21 protein-coding genes are annotated in these 22,873 nt (G+C 72.2%); 19 read left to right on the forward strand and 2 right to left on the reverse strand.

Annotated elements, in window-relative coordinates:
• Nucleotides 1–169: 169 nt before the first annotated feature.
• On the forward strand, nt 170–1,444 hold the full coding sequence (locus tag CLV37_RS00675) for a replication-associated recombination protein A (protein WP_106207261.1): 1,275 nt from the start codon (nt 170–172) through the stop codon (nt 1,442–1,444).
• A complete protein-coding gene (locus CLV37_RS00680) occupies nt 1,444–1,971 on the forward strand; it encodes a type II toxin-antitoxin system PemK/MazF family toxin (protein WP_106206001.1) in 528 nt (175 codons plus the stop codon). Before CLV37_RS00675 ends, CLV37_RS00680 begins: the two co-directional genes overlap by 1 nt.
• A gap of 57 nt (nt 1,972–2,028) precedes the next feature.
• Here the strand turns inward: CLV37_RS00680 and CLV37_RS00685 are convergent, their stop codons facing one another.
• The gene (locus CLV37_RS00685) at nt 2,029–2,958 is read right to left on the reverse strand and encodes a hypothetical protein (protein ID WP_106206003.1); all 930 of its coding nucleotides are present in this window, start codon (nt 2,956–2,958) and stop codon (nt 2,029–2,031) included.
• A gap of 191 nt (nt 2,959–3,149) precedes the next feature.
• Between CLV37_RS00685 and alaS the strand changes: the two genes are divergently transcribed.
• Genes alaS through CLV37_RS00705 form a run of 4 tightly spaced genes read left to right on the forward strand, consistent with a single transcriptional unit; the run spans nt 3,150 to nt 8,348 of the window.
• Complete coding sequence (gene alaS, locus CLV37_RS00690) at nt 3,150–5,831, forward strand: alanine--tRNA ligase (RefSeq protein WP_106206005.1); 2,682 nt, start codon at nt 3,150–3,152, stop codon at nt 5,829–5,831.
• Nucleotides 5,828–6,397: a Holliday junction resolvase RuvX gene (ruvX, locus tag CLV37_RS00695; protein ID WP_106206007.1), complete on the forward strand. Its 570-nt coding sequence runs from the start codon at nt 5,828–5,830 to the stop codon at nt 6,395–6,397. The genes alaS and ruvX overlap by 4 nt, the downstream gene beginning before the upstream one ends.
• Before the next feature lie 11 nt (nt 6,398–6,408).
• Entirely contained in the window at nt 6,409–7,491 is a 1,083-nt protein-coding gene (gene mltG, locus CLV37_RS00700) for an endolytic transglycosylase MltG (protein WP_170126984.1), read from the forward strand.
• Nucleotides 7,488–8,348 carry a shikimate dehydrogenase gene (locus CLV37_RS00705; protein WP_106206011.1) on the forward strand — a complete coding sequence of 287 codons (861 nt, stop codon included), beginning with the start codon at nt 7,488–7,490 and terminating at the stop codon, nt 8,346–8,348. Before mltG ends, CLV37_RS00705 begins: the two co-directional genes overlap by 4 nt.
• 18 nt (nt 8,349–8,366) lie before the next feature.
• Here CLV37_RS00705 and CLV37_RS00710 read toward each other — a convergent pair whose 3' ends face one another.
• The gene (locus CLV37_RS00710) at nt 8,367–9,008 is read right to left on the reverse strand and encodes a hypothetical protein (RefSeq protein ID WP_146149242.1); all 642 of its coding nucleotides are present in this window, start codon (nt 9,006–9,008) and stop codon (nt 8,367–8,369) included.
• A 202-nt stretch (nt 9,009–9,210) separates the two neighbouring features.
• Between CLV37_RS00710 and CLV37_RS00715 the strand changes: the two genes are divergently transcribed.
• From CLV37_RS00715 to CLV37_RS00775, 13 genes are all read left to right on the forward strand, one after another.
• Nucleotides 9,211–10,584, forward strand: coding sequence for a type IV pilus twitching motility protein PilT (locus CLV37_RS00715; RefSeq protein ID WP_245885176.1), 1,374 nt, complete (start codon nt 9,211–9,213; stop codon nt 10,582–10,584).
• Between the two features lie 13 nt (nt 10,585–10,597).
• Nucleotides 10,598–11,863: a type II secretion system F family protein gene (locus tag CLV37_RS00720; RefSeq protein WP_106206015.1), complete on the forward strand. Its 1,266-nt coding sequence runs from the start codon at nt 10,598–10,600 to the stop codon at nt 11,861–11,863.
• Nucleotides 11,860–12,273, forward strand: coding sequence for a type IV pilin protein (locus tag CLV37_RS00725; RefSeq protein WP_106206017.1), 414 nt, complete (start codon nt 11,860–11,862; stop codon nt 12,271–12,273). The genes CLV37_RS00720 and CLV37_RS00725 overlap by 4 nt, the downstream gene beginning before the upstream one ends.
• A gap of 244 nt (nt 12,274–12,517) precedes the next feature.
• Nucleotides 12,518–12,946 (forward strand): type IV pilin protein, encoded by a 429-nt coding sequence (locus CLV37_RS28735; protein WP_106206019.1) that lies wholly within the window; start codon nt 12,518–12,520, stop codon nt 12,944–12,946.
• Nucleotides 12,947–13,051: 105 nt separating this feature from the next.
• Nucleotides 13,052–14,401 (forward strand): type IV pilus modification PilV family protein, encoded by a 1,350-nt coding sequence (locus CLV37_RS00735; RefSeq protein WP_170126985.1) that lies wholly within the window; start codon nt 13,052–13,054, stop codon nt 14,399–14,401.
• Complete coding sequence (locus tag CLV37_RS00740; protein WP_106206023.1) at nt 14,398–15,168, forward strand: PulJ/GspJ family protein; 771 nt, start codon at nt 14,398–14,400, stop codon at nt 15,166–15,168. The genes CLV37_RS00735 and CLV37_RS00740 overlap by 4 nt, the downstream gene beginning before the upstream one ends.
• Nucleotides 15,168–16,988 carry a hypothetical protein gene (locus CLV37_RS00745; RefSeq protein WP_146149243.1) on the forward strand — a complete coding sequence of 607 codons (1,821 nt, stop codon included), beginning with the start codon at nt 15,168–15,170 and terminating at the stop codon, nt 16,986–16,988. Before CLV37_RS00740 ends, CLV37_RS00745 begins: the two co-directional genes overlap by 1 nt.
• A complete protein-coding gene (locus tag CLV37_RS00750; RefSeq protein ID WP_106206027.1) occupies nt 16,988–17,779 on the forward strand; it encodes a prepilin peptidase in 792 nt (263 codons plus the stop codon). Before CLV37_RS00745 ends, CLV37_RS00750 begins: the two co-directional genes overlap by 1 nt.
• Before the next feature lie 102 nt (nt 17,780–17,881).
• Nucleotides 17,882–18,928: a type IV pilus assembly protein PilM gene (pilM, locus tag CLV37_RS00755; protein WP_106206029.1), complete on the forward strand. Its 1,047-nt coding sequence runs from the start codon at nt 17,882–17,884 to the stop codon at nt 18,926–18,928.
• A complete protein-coding gene (locus CLV37_RS00760; protein WP_146149244.1) occupies nt 18,925–19,572 on the forward strand; it encodes a PilN domain-containing protein in 648 nt (215 codons plus the stop codon). Before pilM ends, CLV37_RS00760 begins: the two co-directional genes overlap by 4 nt.
• A gap of 28 nt (nt 19,573–19,600) precedes the next feature.
• Complete coding sequence (locus tag CLV37_RS00765; RefSeq protein ID WP_106206033.1) at nt 19,601–20,293, forward strand: hypothetical protein; 693 nt, start codon at nt 19,601–19,603, stop codon at nt 20,291–20,293.
• Nucleotides 20,293–21,315 (forward strand): hypothetical protein, encoded by a 1,023-nt coding sequence (locus tag CLV37_RS00770; RefSeq protein ID WP_106206035.1) that lies wholly within the window; start codon nt 20,293–20,295, stop codon nt 21,313–21,315. Before CLV37_RS00765 ends, CLV37_RS00770 begins: the two co-directional genes overlap by 1 nt.
• Nucleotides 21,316–21,389: 74 nt before the next feature.
• Nucleotides 21,390–22,820, forward strand: coding sequence for a cell wall-binding repeat-containing protein (locus CLV37_RS00775; RefSeq protein ID WP_106206037.1), 1,431 nt, complete (start codon nt 21,390–21,392; stop codon nt 22,818–22,820).
• The last annotated feature ends 53 nt before the right edge of the window (nt 22,821–22,873 follow it).

Raw genomic sequence — 22,873 nt, forward strand, 5'->3', positions numbered from 1 at the left:
ACCTGTGACCCGCCTGTCCACCTCTCGCCCCGCGGCCCACCCGCCCGCGCGCGCCACCGCGTCCGGCGCAGGCCGTACCGTGCGGGGCGTGGCCGACCTGTTCTCCACCGAGCCCGAGGAGGGCTCGGGCCGACCCTCCGTCCTGGCCGGCGCCCCGCTCGCCGTGCGGATGCGGCCGCGCTCGATCGACGAGGTCGTCGGGCAGCAGCACCTGCTCGGGCCGGGTTCGCCGCTGCGCCGGCTGGCCTCCGAGGGCGACCTCGGCCGCGCCGGGCCAGCGTCGGTGATCCTCTGGGGCCCGCCGGGCACGGGCAAGACGACCCTGGCGACCGTCCTGGCCTCCTCGGGCGGGCGGAGGTTCACCGAGCTGTCCGCCGTGACGGCCGGGGTCAAGGACGTGCGGACCGTCATGGAGACCGCGCGCACCGACCGCGATCTGTACGGCCGCCAGACGGTCCTGTTCCTCGACGAGATCCACCGCTTCACCAAGGCCCAGCAGGACGCGCTGCTGCCGGGGGTGGAGAACCGGTGGGTCGTCCTCGTCGCGGCCACGACGGAGAACCCGAACTTCTCGGTCGTCACGCCCCTGCTGTCCCGCTCGCTGCTGCTCACGCTGCAGCCGCTGACGGCCGACGACGTGCGCGGGCTCGTCCAGCGCGCCGTGGCCGACCCGCGCGGGCTGGCCGGCGAGGTGCGCCTGGACGACGACGCCCTCGAGCACCTCGTCCGCGTGGCCGACGGGGACGCCCGCCGGGCGCTGACCGCGCTGGAGGCCGCCGCGGGCACCGCGCTGGACGGCGACGGCGAAGCCGTCGTCACCCTCGCCGACGCCGAGCGCGCCCTGGACCGCGCCGCCGTCCGCTACGACCGGGCCGGTGACCAGCACTACGACGTCGCCAGCGCCTTCATCAAGTCCATGCGCGGCTCCGACGTCGACGCGGCCCTGCACTACCTGGCCCGGATGATCGAGGCGGGGGAGGACCCGCGGTTCATCGCCCGGCGCATCGTCATCGCCGCCAGCGAGGACGTCGGGATGGCCGACCCGTCGGCCCTGCAGACCGCGGTCGCCGCGCTGCACGCCGTCGCCCAGATCGGGATGCCCGAGGCGCGGATCGTGCTGGCCCAGGCCGTCGTGCACAACGCGACCGCGCCGAAGTCCAACGCCGCCTACAACGGCATCAACGCCGCCATCGCCGACGTGCGCGCCGGGCTCGGCGGGTCCGTGCCCGCCCACCTGCGCGACGCGCACTACTCCGGCGCGAAGGGGATCGGCCACGGCGCGGGGTACGTGTACACGCACGACGTGCCCGCCGGCGTCGCCGAGCAGCAGTACGCGCCGGACGCGCTGGTGGGCAAGGACTACTACCTGCCCACCGACCGCGGGTTCGAGGCGGCGGTGCGGGAACGGCTCACGCGGTTGCGCAAGATCATCAGGGGGCGTTGATGTTCGGTCGGCTGGTCCAGGTCCTGCTGCGGGAGGTGGAGCGCCAGCTCGCCGCACCCCGCACCGTGCCCACCTCGCCCGAGGCGGCCCCCGCGCGCCCGGCGCCCCGGCGCGGGCGCGGCGCGGGGGAGTTCGCCGGCCGCCGCGTGGTGCTGGAGTACGCCCCCCGCGACGACGGCCGGCCCGACCCCGGCGAGGTCGTGTGGGCGTGGGTGCCGTTCGAGGAGGGCGACGGCCGCGGCAAGGACCGGCCCGTCCTGGTCGCCGGCCGCTCCGGCAGCGAGCTCATCGGCTTCATGATGACGAGCAAGGACCACGTCCACGGCGGGGACCACCGCCCGGTCGACGGCCGGACCTACGTCGACGTCGGCACGGGGCCCTGGGACCGGCGGGGCCGGCCCTCGGAGGTCCGCGTCGACCGCGTCCTGCGGGTCTCGCCGAAGGACGTGCGGCGCGAGGGCGCGGTGCTGGACCGCGAGCGCTTCGAGGCGGTGGCCGCCGAGGCCCGGCGCGTGCTGGGCTGGTGACGTGTGGAGCGTCCTGGTCCTGAGCGGGGGCGGAGCAGGACCGGGAGGCTCCGCACGTCAGGGCAGCGCGTGCCAACTCCGCGGTTCGTGGGCTCGTCGCAGACCCCGCTCACGAGCCTGCCGGATCCGCCACGCCGTCCGGAACCGTCCCGTCGGCAGGACGTCCAGCCCGGTGAAGCGGCAGAACAGCAGGCCGTGGGCCTCCAGGCCCTCCTGACGCACGTGGTCGACGGTCGCCGTCGCCAGTCCCAGGTGGCTGGACCCGTCGAACTCGCCGACCACCCCCGACTCCTCGTCGAGCAGGTCGGGCCGCCCGAGGTGCCGGCCCTCGACGTCGACGACCCGGTGGTTCACGAGGGGGTCGGGCAACCCCGCGTCCAGGGTCCACACCAGCCGCAGCCGCGTCTCCTGCCGCGACCGCACGCCGGGTCGGGCGTGCGCGAGGGCCGGCGGCGCGCGGGCGCTGTCCCGCAGCCGGCTCCGCGTGGCGAGGTACGCCTCGACACGTACCGGGTCGGTGATGTCCTCGGCCCAGAGCGCGTCCACCGCCACGACGCGTTCCCGGTCGTCGGGGTGCCGGCGGACGAGGTCGACGGCCGTCCGCTCCGCGCGGGTGACCGGTAGCCCGTCGACGGTCACGACCTCGTCGTCGCGCAGGTCGGTGCGGACGAACCGGATCCCGGGGCGGTCAGCGAGTCGACTGCTGCGAGGCACGCACAGGAGGACGTCCACCGGACGGCCGCCCGACGTCCTGCCGTCGAAGGAGCGCGCACCCAGCAGGTGCGCTGCCGCCCAGCCCCCGACCGCGCCGCCCGGGGGCAGGAGCATCGAGGCCTCGAGAACGCGTTGGCGCGGCGTCAGCGGCGTGTCCGCGGGCACGTGGACGTTCCGGAAGGGAGACCGGTAGGCGGGTCCACGCAGGCGACCGGGGGTGACGCCGGCGGCGAGCAGGGCGGCTGTGGTCCGCGGGGTCTCGGGGGACTGCACGGCGGCACTCTGGTCCGAGCAGGCCGCTCGTCGCCGAGCCCCTGTGGACAACCACCGGGTGTGGAGCGTCACGGCCGGCCGGGAGCGGGACCGGGTACTCGCACGCTCCACACAACCGCGGCGGGACGGACGGGTAGGGTCGAGGGCTGTACTGGCACCACCCCGAGCACGCACAGCAGGAGGCAATCCCGATGCAGACGGCAGAGATCCGTCGCCGGTGGCTCGACTTCTTCGAGCGCAAGGGACACACCGTCGTCCCCAGCGCCTCGCTGGTGTCGACCGACCCGAGCCTCATGTTCACCGTCGCCGGGATGGTCCCCTTCATCCCGTACCTCACCGCGCAGGTCCCCGCGCCCTACAAGCGGGCCACCAGCGTGCAGAAGTGCCTGCGGACCCTCGACATCGAGGAGGTCGGCAAGACCACCCGGCACGGCACGTTCTTCCAGATGAACGGCAACTTCTCGTTCGGGGACTACTTCAAGCGCGAGGCCGTCGCCTTCGCCTGGGAACTGCTCACCACCCCCGAGGCCGACGGCGGCCTCGGCTTCGACCCCGAGCGGCTCTGGACGACCGTCTACCTCGACGACGACGAGGCCTTCCAGCTGTGGCGCGAGCAGGGGATGCCCGCCGAGCGCATCCAGCGCCGCGGCAAGAAGGACAACTACTGGAACACCGGCCAGCCCGGCCCCGGCGGCCCCTGCTCGGAGATCTACTTCGACCGCGGCCCCGAGTACGGCGCCGAGGGCGGCCCCGAGGCCGACGAGGACCGCTACATCGAGATCTGGAACCTCGTGTTCATGCAGTACCAGCTCTCCGCGGTGCGCTCGAAGACCGACTTCGACGTCGCCGGTGAGCTGCCCGCCAAGAACATCGACACCGGCATGGGCCTGGAGCGCGTCGCGTTCCTCAAGCAGGGCGTCGACAACATGTACGAGATCGACGAGGTCCGCCCCGTCCTGGACTACGCGGCGCTCGCGGCCGAGAAGGAGTACGGCGCGAACCACGACGACGACGTCCGCATGCGCGTCGTCGCCGACCACGTCCGCTCCGCGCTCATGCTCATCGGCGACGGCGTGACCCCCGGCAACGAGGGCGCCGGCTACGTCCTGCGCCGCCTCATCCGCCGCGCGGTGCGCGCCATGCGCCTGCTCGGCTTCGAGGACGAGGCGCTGCCCATCCTGCTGCCGGCCTCCATGGAGGTCATGAGCGCCTCCTACCCGAACCTGCGCACCGACTTCGACCGGATCTCCCGGGTCGCCTACGCCGAGGAGCAGGCCTTCCGCCGCACCCTGGTCTCCGGCACCCAGATCTTCGAGACCGCCGTGGCGCAGACGAAGTCCGCCGGTGGAGCGACCCTGTCCGGCGAACGGGCGTTCGCGCTGCACGACACCTACGGGTTCCCGATCGACCTGACGCTGGAGATGGCCGCCGAGGCCGGCGTCGGCGTCGACGAGGCCGGGTTCCGCACGCTGATGGCCGAGCAGGTCGGGCGTGCCAAGGCCGACGCCCGGGCCAAGAAGACCGGCGGGGTGGACCTCACCGTCTACCGCTCCACGCTCCAGACCCTCCCGGCGCCCGTGGAGTTCACCGGCTACGTCGAGGCCGCGAACGAGGCCCGCGTCTCGGTGGTCCTGCAGGGCGGGGTCAGCACGCCGTCCGCGCCCGTCGGCACCGACGTCGAGGTCGTCCTGGACCGCACGCCGTTCTACGCCGAGGGCGGCGGGCAGCTCGCCGACCACGGCACGATCACCACGACCGGCGGGGCCGTCGTCACGGTCAGCGACGTCCAGCAGCCCGTCCGCGGCCTGTACGTCCACAAGGGCACGGTGACCACCGGCGAGCTCGTCGCGGGCGACGCGGCCCACGCCGTCGTCGACACCGCGCGCCGGCGCTCCATCAGCCGCGCGCACACCGCCACGCACCTGGTCCACCAGGTCCTGCGCGAGCACCTCGGCGACACCGCCACCCAGGCCGGGTCCCAGAACGCGCCGGGTCGCCTGCGCTTCGACTACTCCTCCACCGCGCAGGTCGCGACCCAGGTCGTGCGCGACATCGAGGGCGTCGTCAACGAGCGCATCCACGACGACCTGCCGGTCTCGGCCGAGGTCATGGACCGCGAGTCCGCCCTGAACTCCGGCGCGATGGCCCTGTTCGGGGAGAAGTACGGCGACCGCGTGCGTGTGGTCTCCATCGGCGAGGACTGGTCCAAGGAGCTGTGCGGCGGCACGCACACCCTGACCTCCCAGCAGGTCGGGCTCGTCTCGATCCTGTCCGAGAGCTCCATCGGGTCCGGGGCCCGGCGCATCGAGGCCCTCGTGGGCGCCGACGCGTTCGACTTCCTCACGCGCGAGCACCTGCTCGTCAACCAGCTCACCGACGTCGTCAAGGCCCGCCCCGAGGAGCTGCCGGACCGCATCGGCTCGCTGCTGACGCGGCTGTCCGACGCCGAGAAGGAGATCGCCAAGCTGCGCGCCGGGCAGGTCCTCGCCCTGGCCCCGACGATCGCGGCGAACCCGCTCGACAAGTTCGGCGTCCAGGTCGTCGTCCACGACGCCGGCGCGGCCTCGGCCGACGACGTCCGCACGCTCGTCCTGGACGTCCGCTCCCGGCTGGGCGAGGCCCGGCCCGTCGTGGTCGCGATCTCCGGCACCGCCAAGGACCGGCCCGTCGTGGTCGTCGCCACCAACGCCGAGGCCCGCAAGTGGGGCGTCAAGGCCGGTGAGCTCGTCCGCACCGCCGCCCAGACCCTCGGCGGCGGCGGGGGCGGCAAGGACGACCTGGCCCAGGGCGGTGGGCAGGACGCCTCCAAGGTCGGCGAGGCGCTCAGCGCGATCGGCGACTTCGTGGGCGCGCGCGTGACCGGGTCGGTGTGAGGACCGGGGTACGACTCGCCGTCGACGTCGGCAGCGTCCGGGTGGGGCTCGCCGCGTGCGACCCTGCCGGGGTGATCGCCTCACCCGTGCGCACCCTGGTCCGCGACCCCGAGCACGACGCCGACGTCGCCGAGATCGCCGACGAGGCCCGCGGGCGCGCGGCGGTCGAGGTCGTCCTCGGCCTGCCGCTGTCCATGGACGGCACGCACGGCCCGGCGGCCTTGCGCGCGCTCGAGTACGCCGACAAGATCAGGCAGGCCCTGCCCGACGTGCCCGTCCGGCTCGTCGACGAACGCCTGAGCACCGTCGAGTCCCACCGGGCGCTGCACGCGGCGGGCAAGAAGGAGAAGCAGTTCCGGGCGGTCGTCGACCAGGCGGCCGCCGTGGTCCTGCTGCAGTCAGCGCTCGACGCCGAGCGTGCAGGACACGCACCCGGGCGGGTGATCGACGGGCCGAAGGTCCGCCGCAAGCCCCGCCGGCGCGGGCAGGGTGTGGCTGTGCAGCAGGCGGGTGGGCTCGGTGAAGCACGGACGTCGGAACCCGACGCCACGGAGGGCAGGGGCTGATGATGGACCTGATGGATCTGCCGGACACGCGCGACAAGGGTCCCCGCCGCCGGGTGCGGCGGAGGCGGGCCGCCGCGGCCATCGTCGTGGCGCTCGCCGTCCTCGGCGGGGGCACCGCCGCGGCCTGGGGCACGCTGGGCCCCGTCGTCTCCCGCTTCACCGAGAGCGACGACTGGGACGGCTCGGGCAGCGGGTCCGTCGACGTCAAGATCACCGCCGGGGACACGGGCCGGGCCATCGGGCGCAACCTCGCCGCGGCCGGTGTCGTGAAGTCGCAGAGCGCGTTCGTCGCCGCCGCCAGGGAGCAGCCGAAGATGGCGGGCATCCAGCCGGGCACGTACCGCCTCAAGGCGCACATGTCCTCGGCCGCGGCCGTGGCCCTCCTGCTCGACCCGACGGCGAAGGTCACCACGAAGCTCACCGTCCCCGAGGGCCTCACCGTCCAGCAGGTCCTGGCCCTCGTGGAGAAGACCACCGGCATCTCCGGCGACGACCTCACCAAGGCCCTGGCCGACCCCGCGGCCCTGGGTCTGCCCGCCGCGGCCGGCGGCAACGCCGAGGGGTACCTGTTCCCCGCGACCTACGACGTCAACCCCGACGAGTCGGCGGCCGACGTGCTCAAGGCCATGGTCACCCAGGCGAACACGGTCACCGCGACCCTCGGCGTGCCGCCCGAGCAGCTGCACGACCTGGTGGTGAAGGCGAGCATCGCCCAGAAGGAGGCGCGCACGGCCGACGACATGGCCAAGGTCGTCCGGGTCCTCGACAACCGGCTCGCCATCGGGATGCCCCTGCAGCTGGACTCCACCGTCAGCTACGCCGTCGGGTCCACCAACAAGGTCACGACGACCGCCGAGCAGCGCGCCACCGACTCGCCGTACAACACCTACGTGCACCCCGGGCTGCCCGCCGGGCCCATCAGCAACCCCGGTGAGGACGCGCTGCGCGCCGCCCTGGCCCCCGCCGACGGGACCTGGCTGTACTTCGTCACGGTGGACCTGCAGACGGGCGAGACCCGGTTCGCGACGACCCCGGCCGAGCACGACGCCAACGTCAAGCTGTTCCAGCAGTACCTGAAGGACCATCCCGAGTGAGAGCGGCGGTCTGCGGGTCGCCCATCGCGCACTCGCTCTCCCCGGCTCTGCACCGCGCGGCCTACGCCGCCCTCGGTCTGGACGGCTGGCAGTACGACCTGCTCGAGGTCGACGAGGACCGGCTGCCCGCCGTGGTGGCCGCCCTCGACGCGACCTGGGCGGGGCTGAGCCTGACGATGCCGTTGAAGCAGGCGATCGTGCCGCTCGTCGACGAGGTCAGCGACTTCGCCCGGGCGGTCGGCTCGGTCAACACCGTCGTCGTCACCCCGCGCTCGGACCGGCGGCGCACCCCGGGGCGCGGCGGGGTCCGGCTGCGGGCCGAGAACACCGACGTCATCGGCCTGGTGACCGCCCTGGCCGAGGCCGGCGCCGACCGCGTCCGGCGCGGCGTCGTCCTCGGCGGGGGAGCCACGGCCCGTTCCGCGCTCGTCGCCCTGCTGCAGGCGGGCTGCCCGCGGCCCGTGGCCGTCGTCCGCTCACCCGACCGCGCCGCGGAGCTGCGCGGCGTGGCCGCCCGCCTCGGCGGTGAGGTCGAGATCCGCGACTGGTCCGAGCTGCCGGTGGCCCTGACCGCCGACGTCGTCGTCTCGACCGTGCCCATCGGCGGGTCCGAGGCCATGACCGACGCCGTGCTCGGCGCGTTCCGCCCCACGTGGTGGCCGGTGCTGCTCGACGTCGTCTACGCCCCCTGGCCGACCCCGCTGGCGCAGCGCTGGGGCGGGCCGGTCGTCAACGGGTTCGAGATGCTGCTGCACCAGGCCGTCGCGCAGGTCGAGCTCATGACGGGCCGCCGGGGGCCGGTCGCGGCGATGCGGGCCGCGGGGCTGGCGGCGCTGGAGGAGCGGGCCCGGGCCTGAGGACCTTCCCGCGGCGGCTCAGCCCGCCGTGAACGCCGCCGAGCCCAGGTCGACGGTGAACGTCACGTCGGGGTCCTGGCCGGCGGCCGCGTAGTCGCCGTCGCCGCTGTCCTGCGCGACCTGCGCGGTCAGCGTCGTCGCCCCCGCACCCCAGGCCCCGTCGCGCGGGAAGGCCTCCCAGTCCTGCACCGAGGCACCGGGTGCGACCTCCTGCGCCTTCGGCGCGTCGCGCGTGCAGTGGTTCCCGCTGCCCGCCGCCCCCGCGCCCTCGACCCGCACGGACGCGCTCTGCCAGCGCGTGAGCTCGACCGGGCCGGGGCAGGCCCACTGCCGCGCCTGGCCGGTCGTGTTCGTCCACGTCAGGTGGACGCGCACCTCGTCGTCGCTGACCTCGGCCGACGTCGCCGTCAGCGACCACTGCCCGGAGGGGTCCTGGGTCAGGCCCGACCCCGTCAGCGCGTAGCTGCCCACGGCCGGCAGGTGCTTCTGCGCCTCGGCGACCGCGCGGGAGTCGCGGGCCGAGCCGATCAGCAGCGACGCGACGTAGACGAGCACCGCGACCGCGCCGATCCCCACGACGGCGGCCACCCACCCGAGCCAGGTCCCCCCGGCGCGCGGCGGGGTCGGGGTGGGCGGTGCGTCGAGGTGCTGGTCGGTCACGGGGACCACTGTCCCTCGCGAACCTGGGAACCGGGTCCTCGGGGGTGCCGCCGGGGACGCACGGCCCCGCGCACACCCGAACGGGGGAGGCGTGATCGTCCACCTCAAGCGGCCCGGGGGGCGGGCCGATGAGCACAGGAGAGCATCGGCAGTCCGCCGACCGCTCCGTGGTGCCCGGTGCGGCTGTGTGGTGGGGAGCGAGATGGACAACGCTGGTCAGGGCGGTCAGCCCGTGGAGCCGTACGTCCCGACGAACCTGCGACCGGGAGCCGACGGTGTGCCGTCCGCGCGGCCCAACATCAGCGCCCTGCTGAAGCAGCTCGAGAACGACCAGGCGCAGCTGGCGCCCGTCGCCCCCGCCCCGCAGGGCGTGCAGCTGGCCCCCGTCGCCCCCGCCCACGTCCCCGCCCACGTCCCCGCCGCGCGGCCCGCGGTGGCCCAGCTCGCCCCCGAACCCGAGGCCCACCCCGTCGAGGCCCTCGTGACCAGCGGGGGAGACCCCGACCGCGGCGCGCAGGTGCGCATCAACGACGTCCTGGTCCTCGGGCTCGAGCTCGGCGCCTCCGACGTGCACTTCACCGTCGGCGCGCCCCCCACCGGCCGCATCTCCGGTGAGATGACCGCCTTCGACGAGTTCCCCAAGCTCACCTCCAACGTCCTGCAGGAGATGATCTACGCGATCCTCACCGGCAAGCAGCGGGAGACCTTCGAGGCCAACCTCGAACTCGACTTCGCCTACCAGGTGCCCGGCCACTCGCGCTTCCGCGTCAACGTGTACCGCCAGCGGGAGTCCATCGGGGCGGCGTTCCGGCAGATCCCCTTCGACATCAAACCCCTCGAGGACCTCGGTGTCCCGCCCGTCGTCGGGTCGTTCGCGGGTCTGCAGCGCGGGTTCGTCCTCGTGACCGGCCCCACGGGGTCGGGCAAGTCGACGACGCTGGCCTCCGTCATCGACCTCGCGAACCGGACCCGCAAGGACCACATCATGACGGTCGAGGACCCCATCGAGTTCCTCCACCGCCACAAGAGCTGCATCGTCAACCAGCGCGAGGTCGGCGAGGACACCAAGAGCTTCGCCAACGCCCTCAAGCACGTCCTGCGCCAAGACCCCGACATCATCCTCGTCGGCGAGATGCGCGACCTGGAGACGATCTCGGTGGCCCTGACGGCCGCCGAGACCGGTCACCTCGTCTTCGGCACCCTGCACACCTCCAGCGCGGCCTCCACCATCGACCGCGTCATCGACGTGTTCCCGCCGCACCAGCAGACCCAGATCCGCACCCAGTTCGCCGGCGCGATCCAGGGCATCGTCTGCCAGACGCTGTGCAAGCGAGCCGACGGCCGCGGCCGCGTCGTCGCCACCGAGGTCCTCGTCGCCACCCCCGCCATCCGCAACCTCATCCGCGAGGGCAAGACCCACCAGATCCCCACCGCCATGCAGGCCGGGGCGCAGTTCGGGATGCACACGCTCGACCAGCACCTGGCCGAGCTCGTCCGCACCCGCCAGATCACGTTCGAACACGGCCTTGAGAAGTGCAACGCCGCCGACGAGTTCCGCCGCCTGACCGGGCGCTGAGGGAGGACCTTCCATGGCCACGATGACCAAGGCACCGGCCAGACCCGCTGGGCGCCAGCAGCACACGTCGTTCGACTACTCCGCGCGCGACCGGACCGGGAAGCTGGTCACGGGGACGCTGGAGGCCGCCGACACCAGCGCGATCGCGCAGCGGCTGATCTCCCAGGGGCTGGCCCCGGTGTCCATCACGGCATCCAAGGCCGGCAAGGGCATGCAGATGGAGATCAGCCTCCCCGGGGCGAACCGGGTGAAGCTGAAGGACCTGGCCCTGATGTCGCGCCAGTTCGCGACCATGGTCTCCTCCGGCCTGTCCCTGCTGAAGGCGCTGTCGATCCTGGCGGAGCAGACCGAGAGCAAGAAGCTCGCCGCGACGCTGCAGGAGGTGCGGGGGGAGGTCGAGACCGGTACCTCGCTGTCCACGGCGCTGGCGCGGCACACCGCCGTCTTCCCCCCGTTGATGATCAACATGGTCCGGGCCGGTGAGGTCGGCGGGTTCCTCGACCAGGTGCTCGTGCAGCTCGCCGAGAACTTCGAAGCCGAGGTCAAGCTGCGGGCCAAGGTGAAGTCGGCCATGACCTACCCCGTGGTGGTCTTCGTCATCGCCATCCTGGCCGTCACCGGCATGCTGCTGTTCATCGTGCCGATCTTCGCCAAGATGTTCTCGGACATGGGCGGGGAACTGCCGTTGCCGACGAAGATCCTCGTCGCGCTGTCCCACGGGCTGCGCTTCGCCGGCCCGGGCATCGTGGTGCTCGCGATCGTGCTGCCGATCCTGTGGCGCAAGGTGAAGGACAAGAACGAGGTCCGCAACGTCGTCGACCCCCTCAAGCTCAAGGTGCCGATCTTCGGGATGCTCGCGCAGAAGATCGCGCTGTCCCGCTTCACCCGCAACCTGGGCACCATGCTGCGCTCGGGCGTCCCCATCCTGCAGAGCCTGGAGATCGTCGGCAGCGCCTCGGGCAACGTCGTCATCGAACGGGCGTCCAAGGACGTCATGGAGAGCGTGCGCGGCGGCAGGTCCCTGGCCGGCCCGCTCGCCGAGCACTCGGTGTTCCCCGCCATGGTCGTGCAGATGATGAGCGTCGGTGAGGACACCGGTGCCCTGGACTCGATGCTGCACAAGATCTCCGACTTCTACGACCAGGAGGTCGAGGCGACGACCGAAGCCCTCACCAGCCTCATCGAACCCCTGATGATCGCGTTCCTGGGCGGCATCATCGGCGCGATGATCGTCGCGATGTACATGCCGATCTTCGGCGTGTTCAACCTCATCCAATGACCGGGTGGGGTCGCCGCGGCGAGGACGAGGGCTTCACCCTGATCGAGCTCCTGGTGGTCGTGATCGTCATCGGGATCCTCGCGGCCATCGCCGTCCCCGTCATGCTCGCCCAGCGCCAGAAGGCGGCTGACGCCTCGCTCAAGACCGACCTGCGGGCGCTGGCGGAGGCCGAGGAGACCTACTACACCGACCACGAGGGCTACCTGCCGCTGGCGCTGACGGCCCAACCGGTGATCATCGACGCCGTCCCCATCTCCCCGGCGAACAGCGTCGCGGTGACGGTCAACCCGGCGGGGACGGCCTTCTGCGTGCTGGCCAGCAGCCCGAAGACGCCCCGGCCCTGGGTGTTCGTCAGCAGTCGCGGCGGCCAGCAGCCGGCCTCCGTCACCAGCTGCCCCGCGTCCTTCTGACGGGGTCTGCCGACGGGGTCCTCCCGACGGGGTCCCCAGCCACCGTCGACGGCCCGTGAGCCCCGTGCTCACGGGCCGTCGACGTCTGACGGGATCGTCACTGCTCCCTTCGAGTGATCACGTGACGAAGCGCTCAAGGGTCCGGGCGCCCGGGCCGAAGAACTCAGTGTCAAGAGCCGCCACACCGGCCAGCCGGTGCGCGACCCGCGAGCGGCTCCGGATCTCACCGAAGGGGAGCACTCGAATGCTCGCTCGCATCCGCAAGTCGATCGAGGACAAGGACCAGGGCTTCACCCTGATCGAGCTCCTCGTGGTCATGATCATCATCGGGATCCTCGCGGCCATCGCCATCCCGGTCTTCCTGAACCAGCGCAAGAAGGCCGTCGACTCCTCCCTCAAGGCGGACGTCAAGACGATCGCCACCGCCGAGGAGACCAACTTCACCGACAACAGCGCCTACGTGGCCACCACCGGTGCCGCCGGCGCCGACCTCACCATCGGTGACACCGTCAAGGTCAGCCCCAACAACGCCTTCACCATCACCCTGAACACCGCGGGCACCGCGTACTGCATCGTGGGCACCAACACCAAGGCGTCCCGCCCGCTGGTCTACGTCAGCAGCGCCGGCGGCCAGCAGCCGACCAGCGTCACGGTCTGCCCGACCACTTTCTGATCCGGTCCTGACCTCGTCGTGGGTGTCCGCCGCCTCTGGGTGGCGGGCACCCACGCGCGTTCGGCCCAGCGTCGCCGTCCCCGCCCACCGTCCCCGGGAGCCCAGGTGGAAACCCAGCAGGAACCTCGTCGCGACGAGGGTTTCTCCCTCATCGAGGTGGTCGTGTCGATGCTCATCTTCGCGGTGCTCTCCTCGGCGGTCCTCGGCCTGGTGGTCAAGACGCTGCAGACCACGAGCAAGGCCGACGGCAAGGCCGCGGCGGCCAACCTGGCGGACGCCAAGAAGGAGTACCTCATCGGGGCCGCATGGGACTCGGTGGTCTCCGGCACCGACGTAGTCGACGCGGACGGCACCCCGTGGGCGGCCGGTCAGGGAACGGCCTACACGGTGGCCACGACCGTCGCCAACGTCCCCAACACCAGTAGCCCCTGCGCCACCAACGGCGCCGAGCTCACCCGCAAGCTCATCACCGTCGGCGTCACCTGGACCGGCATGGCCGCCGGAGACCAGGTCACCAACCGGACGTTCCGCCGCATCTACCAGAGCGACTCCGCCAACACGCCCGGGTCGATCGCCTGGCAGCTCAACACCCCCGCCTTCGCCGCCGACGGAACCGTCAGCTACTCCGGCCTGAGCGGGGTCACGGCGAAGGCCTACGACTCCACCGGCACGCTGGCCGGGACGGGCGTCTCCGACGGCACCGGGTGCGTCGTCGTCTCCGACCTGGACGCGGGTACCTACAGCGTCGTGGTCGACAAGGACGACTACGTCGGACAGGACAACGTGCAGCAGCAGAGCGCGAACGTGTCGGTGAACGCGGGCAAGATCTCGGTCCCCGCACCGATCCGCTACGCGTCCGTGGCGGCCGCCAAGCTCAACCTCGTGCCCGTCACCGGCTACCCCGCCCCCTCCTCGTCGACCGGCTGGACCGCTCTGGGCACCACCTTCTTCGCCGACACCCTCAGCGGCTACGACCGGCGCCCGGCGTGCGCGAGCGGTGCGGACCCGCTGACGTCCCCCTGCGCGGGCTACGACGGCACGCTGGCGACCGTCGGCCGGTTCTACCCCCGGAGCTACAGCGCCTACCTGGGCGCGTGCGCCGACGTGAAGGCCAGCACCGTCGACTTCACGCCCCGCGCGACGGCGGCCGACGTGCCGACCGTGAACGTCAAGCTCGGCGCGGCGAAGTACCAGCTCACCAACGTGGGCAACCCGTTGAAGACGTGGAAGGTCGTCGCGACCCACGCTGCCGCCGCCTCCTGCTCGGGTCAGAGCATCGACCTGGGGACCACGGCACCGGGCACGGCCCGGCAGGTCGGCCTGCCGCTGGGCACCTGGACCCTCACCGCTACGCCGACCACCGGCGTCGTCACCCCCACCAACACCACCAGCGTCACCGTCACGGTGACCGCCACCGCGCCGGCCTCGGCCACCACCCTGGCGGTGGTCCTGTGATCTTCCGCCTCCGCCACCGCACGGACCCGGCCCGGACCGGCCCGGCCGACGCGGGACTGACCCTCGCCGAGACCGTGGTGGCCATGGGCATCGGCTCGCTCCTGATGGCCCTGGTCACGGGGTTCACCGTCCGGCAGCTGCAGTCCGTCGACTACGCCGAGAAGCGCACCACCGCCACGGCGCAGGTCGCGACGACGCAGGACCGCGTCGCCACCCAGGTCCGCACCATGGTGTCCTTCCCGGGCGACTCCCTCCTGAAGGACGCCAGCGGGGTCGACGTCAACGGACCCGTCGTGGCCCAGGCCGAGACGCTGGGTTTCTTCACCTTCGCCAGCTCCACGACCCCCACGGGCACCGGGGTGCCGGCGGTCAACGAGGTCTGGTACTGGGTCCGCACCACCGGCGGCCGACGCCAGCTGTGCGGCCAGACCCGGCCCAGGACGAACAACGCCGGCGTGCTGGCCGCCAGGACCGCCACCCAGCCGGACCTGGCCGTGACGGCGAACCGGACCTGCACCCTGCTCGTGGACAACCTGGCCCCTGCCAGCACCGCGAACCCCGTCTTCACGTACGTCAACGCCCAGTACGACCCGCTGAGCGGGCCGCCGACGAGCGCCGTCGTCGTCGCGTCGCCGACCACGGACACCGTCGGCCTGCGCGCCCTGTACGTCGACCTGCGGGTCGCGGTCCCCGCCCGCCCGCACGCCGTGGCCTTCGAGCAGTCGAACCTGGTCCAGCTCATGAACAAGATCGGACGGAACCCGTGATGCGCAAGCTGGCCCGTCGCGACGACGACGGCTTCACGCTGCTGCCCGTGCTGGCCGCCATGGTCCTGGTCCTGGGACTGGTCCTCGTGGGGATCGGCTACGCCGTCGCCACCCACCGCGTCGCGCGCGCCTCCCAGGACACCAAGAGCGCCGCCGCGGCGGCCCAGGCCGGGCTGCAGGACTACATCTACCGGGTCAACGCGTGTTCGGACTACTACGCCGCGGCTCCGAGCTGCGGGACGACCACGGCGAACCCCGCCCTGCGCACCGCGGCCACCGACACGAACTTCGCCGTCGTCCCCGGTTCCGCCGGCGTGACCCAGGGCGTGTTCTCCCAGCGCGTCCTGGCCTCGCCGGCGGGGACGACCGCCGCGGGGACCTTCAGCACGTCCGTCCGCGTCCAGGTCATCGGTCAGGTCCTCGACACGGTCACCGGCAAGGTGCGCGAGAGCCGCACGCTCGTCGCGGACCTGAGCCGCAAGGGGTTCCTGGAGTACCTGTACTTCACCGACTACGAGACGTTCAGCCCGGCGAACACCCGGCTGCTCAAGGGCAGCTTCTCGGCGAACCCCAGCAGCAACACGACCGTGACGTCGACGTCCGGCACGACGTACTCGCTGTCCAGCAGCACGACCTACACCGTCGCCCAGCCGACCGTCGACCAGGTCGCGGCGGGTTGTCGGCGGTACTACTACAAGACCACCACGGGCGGTGCGACCGTGCCCGGCCGCGCGAACTTCCCGCGCACCATCACGGGCGGGTCGCTGCCCTCCGGGGGCATCGAGTACTGGCCGTCGGGATCGACTAGCGTCCTCGGCTCCATCGCGAACTACCAGTGCCTCACCATCAGCTTCAGCGGTGCCGACACGTTCGACGGCAAGGTCCACTCCAACGACGCCATGAGCATCAGCGGTCCCGTCCTGTTCAAGAAGGACGTCACCACGGGGTACAAGCCCTCTTCCGGCAACCCCTGGTACGGCGCGAGCAACCCGAGCACCTCCGGCAAGTCGCCGGTCTGGGCGCAGCCGTTCGAGCTGCCCAAGACCACCGACAAGCAGGCCGACGTCGCCGCCGCCGGCGGGTGCCTCTACACCGGCCCGACCTCGATCACCTTCCTCGCCGACGGACGCATGAAGGTGCTGAGCCCGAAGACGAAGGCGAACACGGTGAAGCCGTCGTGCACCACCGGGTCCGGCGCCAGTTACATGACGAGCGAGCAGACCGTCGCCGGACCCGTCAACGGCGTCATCTACGTGCAGAAGACGACGGAGTCGGGCAGCTGCATCAGCTACCAGAACACCGCCGGGGACGTGACGAACTACGACAACAACGGCTGCACCGCCGGGGACGCCTTCGTCCAGGGCACGGTCAACGGTCGGTTCACCGTCACGGCCGCGCACGACGTCGTCGTGACGGGCGACCTGCTGTACAGCGACTGGGGGGCTGATGGCGACGTCCTGGGCCTCATCGGCACGAACAACGTCGCGGTCTGGAACCCCGTGAACTCCTCGGGCAACAACCTGACGTCCAACGGCAACCGCGAGATCGACGCGGCCATCGCCTCGACGGGCAACAGCTTCACCGTCTTCAACTACTCCTCGGGCGCCAAGCGGGGGAACCTGACGGTCCGCGGAGTGATCGTGCAGCGCTTCCGTGGTCCGGTCGCGACCGGCAGCGGGACCACGACGAGCACCGGGTACTCCAAGGACTACCGCTACGACGACCGGCTCAACAGCAACCCCCCGCCGGCGTTCATCCAGCCCGAGTACGACGCCTGGGACATCTCCCGCACCACCGTCGTCCAGCAGAACGCGAACTGATGGTCCTCCTGGCGACGCTGACCGGGCTGCTGGGGCTGGCCATCGGCTCCTTCCTCAACGTGGTCGTGCACCGCGTCCCGCGGGGGGAGTCGGTGGTCCACCCACCCAGCGCCTGCCCGCGCTGCGAGCGACGGATCACCGCCCGGGACAACGTCCCCCTGGTGTCGTGGATCCTGCTGCGCGGCCGGTGCCGAGGCTGCGCGCTGCCGATCAGCGCACGTTACCCGCTGGTGGAACTGCTCACGGCCGTCCTGTTCGCCGTGGTGACGCTGGTCGTGGGGTTCTCGTGGGCGCTGCCCGCCTACCTCTACCTGGTCGCGATCGCGGTGGCGCTGGCCGCGATCGACATCGACGTGCACCGGCTGCCGGACGCGATCGTCCTGCCCTCCTACCTCGTGGCCGCGGTCCTGCTCGGGATCGCCGGACTCGCCGAGGGCGACGGCCAGGCCCTCCTGCGCGCCGCCGTGGGCGGTGCGGCGATGTTCGCCCTCTACGGCCTGTCGTGGTTCCTGTACCCGCGCGGCATGGGTCTGGGTGACGTCAAGCTCGCCGGGGTCCTCGGCCTCTACCTGGGCTGGTGGAGCTGGTCCGCCCTGGCCGTCGGCACCTTCGGGGCCTTCGTCCTGGGCGGCGTCGGTGCCGTGGTCGTCGTCCTGACCCGTGACGGCGGCCGCCGGACCCGCATCCCGTTCGGTCCGTACATGCTCGCGTCGGCCCTGGCCGCGCTCGTCGTCGCCGCACCCGTCGCCGGCTGGTACCTGCAGCTCGTGGGTCTTGCCCCGACCGGGTGAGTCCCTCCACCGCCGGTGCGCAACCCCTCAAGCCCGGTGCCGCACTTCCCGATCATCTCGAAGGACAGTGAGCCCGCCGGGCTCCCAGACGAAGGAGGCGACGTGCCCGCTCGCAGCGCGATCGGTCTCGACCTCGGGACCTCGGGCGTCCGCGCCGCCGAGGTCTCCTACGGCCGCGGAGGTGTGACCCTCGAGAAGTTCGGGCAGGTCGCCCTGCCCGAAGGGGCCGTGCGCGACGGCGAGGTCGTCGACCGGGCGGCCGTCGTGGACAACCTCAAGGCGCTCTGGAAGGGCAGCGGGTTCACGGGCAAGAAGGTCGCCCTCGGGGTCGCCAACCAGCGCGTGGTCGTCCGTCAGATCGAGCTGCCGTGGATGCCGCTGGCCGAGCTGAAGGCGTCGCTGCCGCTGCAGGTGCAGGACTACCTGCCCATGCCGGTCGAGGAGTGCGTCATCGACTTCCACCCCACCGAGGAGGTGCACGAGGACGACCAGCGCCGGTTGCGCGGTCTGCTCGTGGCCGCCTCGCGGGAGATGGTGCTGAACAACGTCGCCGCCGTCGAGGCAGCCGGTCTGCGCGTCACCTCGGTCGACCTCACCTCCTTCGCCGTCCTGCGCAGCGTCGGCCGTCCCCACGGGGAGGCCGCCACCGAGGCCCTGGTCGACGTCGGCGCCCGCGTCTCCAACCTCGTCATCCACACCGCGGGTCAGCCGCGGTTCGTCCGGGTGCTGCTCTCGGGCGGTCAGGACGTGACCGACGCCATCGCCGAGCGCCTCGGGTTGCCGGCACCGCTGGCCGAGGCCGTCAAGCGCGGTGCGACGGAAGAGCTCACAGCCGATGAGGTGTCGTTGGTGCAGAGCGCCGTCGACCTCATGCTCGAGGTCTTCGTCGACGACATCCGCAGCTCCCTCGACTACTACGCCGCCTCCAACGCGGGGTTCCCCATCGAGCGGATCGTCCTGTCCGGTGGCGGTTCCCTGCTCGCCGGGGTGCGCGACCGCCTGGAGTCGGTGACCCGGCGTCCCGTCGTCTGGGCCAACCCGATCGAGGGCCTGCACGTGGGACGCACCGGTCTCGACGAGCAGCAGCTGTCCTCCGTCCAGCCCCTCGCCGCGGTTCCCGTCGGCCTCGCCCTCGGAGTGATCTCATGAGCTTCCAGACGTTGGAGGCGGTGACCGCGCGGACCCGCGTCGTGCGGGTCAACCTGCTGCCGACCGGTTTCGACGACCACCGCAAGGACCGCAACCTGCGCATCGGCCTGGGCGCGGTGCTGCTCGTCGTCGCCGGCGCCGTCGGCGGCTGCTACCACATCACGCTGAGCCAGGTCGCTGACGCCCAGACCCGCCTCGACGCCGCGCAAGCCCGGACGGTCGAGCTGCAGCGGGCGCAGGAGGCCTACTCCGAGGTCCCGCGGGTCCTGGCCCAGGTGAAGGCGGCGCAGCAGGTCCGTGACCAGGTGTCGGCGACCGAGGTGCCTTACTACGCCTACCTGGACCGTCTGGCCGCCGCAGCCCCCACCGACCTGACGATGTCCACCGTCACGTTCGCCGCCGCCGGCTCCAAGCTCGCCGGCGCGACTGACCCCTCCGCCACAGCCACCGACAGCGTCGGCACCCTCACGGTGTCCGGGGAGACGCTGTCCATGGACACCGTGGCCGCCTGGGTGGACAACGTCTCGACGATCCACGGCTTCAGCGGCGCCTCCGTCAGCGACGCCCACCGGGACGACCGGGGCGTCGTGACCTTCACCGCCACCGTGACGCTCACCAGCGACGCGTTGTCCGCCCACCAGTGACCCGCACCCCGAGAGGAGGACCGACGACATGACCAGCTCCAAGAACACCGCCTGGATCGCCGGCACCGGCGTTCTCGCGGTGCTCATCCTGGTGGCCAGCTACTTCCTGCTCCTGGCGCCCAAACGGGCCGAGGCGAGCGACACCGTCACCCAGGCGGCCGGCGTCGAGCAGAACAACGTGACGCTGGCGGCCGAGACCGAACGGCTGAAGGCCCAGTTCGCCACGCTCGGGGAGCAGCGGGCCCAGCTCGCCGCCATCCAGAGCGAGCTGCCGGACAGCTCCCAGGTGCCCACCCTCATTCGCCAGTTCACGGCGTTCGCCGGTGCGACCGGCCTCACGGTCACCGAGATCGCCCCGGGCTCGCTCACCCCGTACGTGGCTCCCGGCACGTCGGCGGACGCCGCCGCGGGGACGACCATGGGCACGGGCAGCGGCATCTCCGCGCTGCCGGTCAGCGTCACCGTCAGCGGTTCCTTCGCCGCCACGGAGCTGTTCGTGAAGAACCTCCAGGCCGACATGCACCGCTACATGCTCGTGGACAGCGTCGACCTGACCCGTGAGGACGGTGCACTCTCCACCACCGTCAGCGGCCGGATCTTCGTCCTGGCCGCCGCGGCCACCGCCGCGACGGGGACCTCGGCCGGCACGACGCCGGCCGCCGACTCCACGACGACCACCGAAACGACCAGCGCGTCGACCTCCACCGGGACGGTGAACTGATGTCCGACCAGACCCCGCAGGGAGGCTTCTCCCCGGGATTCGACGACCCGGCCCCCCGCGGCGGCTTCGACGGGCGTGCCCGCCGCGCCCTCGTCGCCGGCGCTGCCGGTGTCGTCCTGCTCGGGTCGATCACCGGTGGTTACCTCTGGGTGAGCAGCGGCCCGACCGCCGAGACGGCCGTCGCGGTCGCCCCCGGTGGTGCGCCGCAGGCCTCGCCGACCGGTGCCCCCAGCAGCGCCGCTCCGGGATTCGCCCCCGTCGGGACGAACCTGTTCGACGATTCCTTCCTCCCGCACGACGCCCCGGCCGTGGCCGGGGACGGCACTTCGACGGGCGCGAGTATGCCCGCCCCGGTCGCCACCTCGGCCACCTCGGCCACCTCGGCCACCCCGTCGGCCCCGGTGGTGCCGGTCCCGACCGCCACGAGGGACATCGGCAAGAGCGCGGGAGCCGCCGCGACGCCGACGTCGACGCCGACCCGGCCGGCTCCCGCCACGCCCACCCCGACCAAGTCGGCTCTCCCCGGCTGGGAGATCAGCCACTACTCCTACCTCGAGAAGGCCGAGGACGGCGTCGCCGGGAAGTTCATCACCCAGTACACCGACGGCCGCGGCGGGTACGAGACGACGCTGCTCCCGGGCAGCGTGCTGTACCCCGCGGACGTCACGTTCGTCGGTTTGACCAAGGACATGGCGCACGTCCACAGCAACCGCGGTCTGCGCGACGGCTGGTACGTCCCGGCCGGCAACGCCCTGCCCGACCCTGGGATGGGCGGGTCGACCAAGCAACTGCGCCTGTCGGCGATCAGGAACTCCAAGGTCTTCTACTTCCAGATCGACCGTGGTTCCTGGATCGAGGTTGCCGTCGACGAGAAGATCCCCGGCACCGACTTCACGGTGAAGGGACTGAATGTCGAGGGTTTCAGCCAGCCCGGTGACAACTACTTCTGGCTCACCGACAGCAAGGGCGTCATCTGGTACGGGAGCGTCGGCGGCGGCGAGGACGCCGGTCTGCTGTTCTGAGCAGCGCCCCCGGCCGCTGACCCGGCCCACCCCGCGGACGCGTTCCGCCCCACCCGCTCCTGGAGGATCCGCTGATGTTCCCGCAGACCACTCGCCGCACCCGGCGGATCACCGCTGCGGCGGTGCTCGCCGGGCTCGGCGTCGCCCTCGCCGCCGGCCCCGCCGGCGCGTCTCCCATCTCCTCGCTCCGGACCTGGGGGAGCGACCGGTACGCCACCTCGGTCGTGCTCGAGGACAACCCGCTGGAGGCCACCACGGCCTACCTGGTGACGGGGGAGAAGTTCCCCGACGGCCTGACCGCCAGCGCGATCGCGGGCCAGGACTACGCCAACGTGTACCTCACGGCGAAGGCGCAGATCCCTCAGGTGGTGCGCGAGCGCATCGGCAACGCGCAGAAGATCGTGGTCGTCGGCAGCGAGGCGTCGATCAGCAACGACGCCTGGAAGTGGTTGCAGCAGAACACCCGCGCGCAGCTGTCCCGGGTCGCCGGCGACGACCGCTACGCCACGGCGGCCGCGCTGTCGGCTTCCCGCTTCACGACGCCGGGCGTCGCGAACGTCCTCGTCGCCACGGGGGAGAACTACCCCGACGCCCTCGCCGCCTCCGCGTCCGCGGCCAAGCTCGGCGTCCCGCTGCTGCTCGTGACCCGCAGCGGCATCCCCGCGGCGACCAGGGCCGAGCTCCAGCGCCTGGCCCCCGGGAAGATCACCGTCGTGGGCGGCGAGGCGTCGGTCTCGGCCGCGGCCGCGGCCGAGCTCGCCGGTCTCACGACCGGTCCCGTCGACCGCATCGCCGGCGCCGACCGGTACGAGACCTCGGCCAAGCTGTCCAAGGCCTTCTTCCCGAACCGGACGCCCGGTGCGTACGTCGTCGCCGGCGACGACTGGCCGGACGCCATCACCGCCGGCGCGGCCGCCGGGCGCGAGGGCCACGGCAGCACCGTCCTGCCCCCGCACGGACCGCTCCTCATCACCCCGTCGACCTGCGTGCCGCAGTCGGTGAACCTGGCCATCGAGGCGGCGGACCCGGTCGTCCTGACGGCCGTGGGGGGCACCGATCGCTACACCGACGTCGCCGCCAAGCGCACGTCGTGCGGTTCCGAGGGCAAGAAGTACCTCGAGGACTTCGCCAAGCCGACGGGCAACGCGCGCTTCGAGATCGACCACGCCACCCTCAACGGCGTGTTCTACCCGCGCACGGTCTCCTACGACACCGACCCGCGGAACTCGGAGTACCGCACCTGGGCGCTGGGTTCGAAGTACTCCCGCTTCACCGCACAGGTCGGGGTCGACGACTCGAACACCTCCGGCCTGACCAGCACCGTCGACGTGTACGGCGACGAACGCCTGCTGGGCAGCTACCCGGTGTCGGTGGGGCACTCCGTCGCCGTCGACGTGGACGTCAGGGGGGTCGACAACCTCAAGGTCGTCACCACGTCCTCGGCCCGCACCGCGGTGAAGGTCGACGACAACAACGTGTACCTGGGGGACGCGGCCATCCGCTGACCCTGCGCGCCACGAGGACCCACCCCGACGGGGTGGGTCCTCGTGGCGCGTCC

Origin of the sequence: Kineococcus rhizosphaerae (assembly GCF_003002055.1) — a bacterium.
Lineage (GTDB): Bacteria > Actinomycetota > Actinomycetes > Actinomycetales > Kineococcaceae > Kineococcus > Kineococcus rhizosphaerae.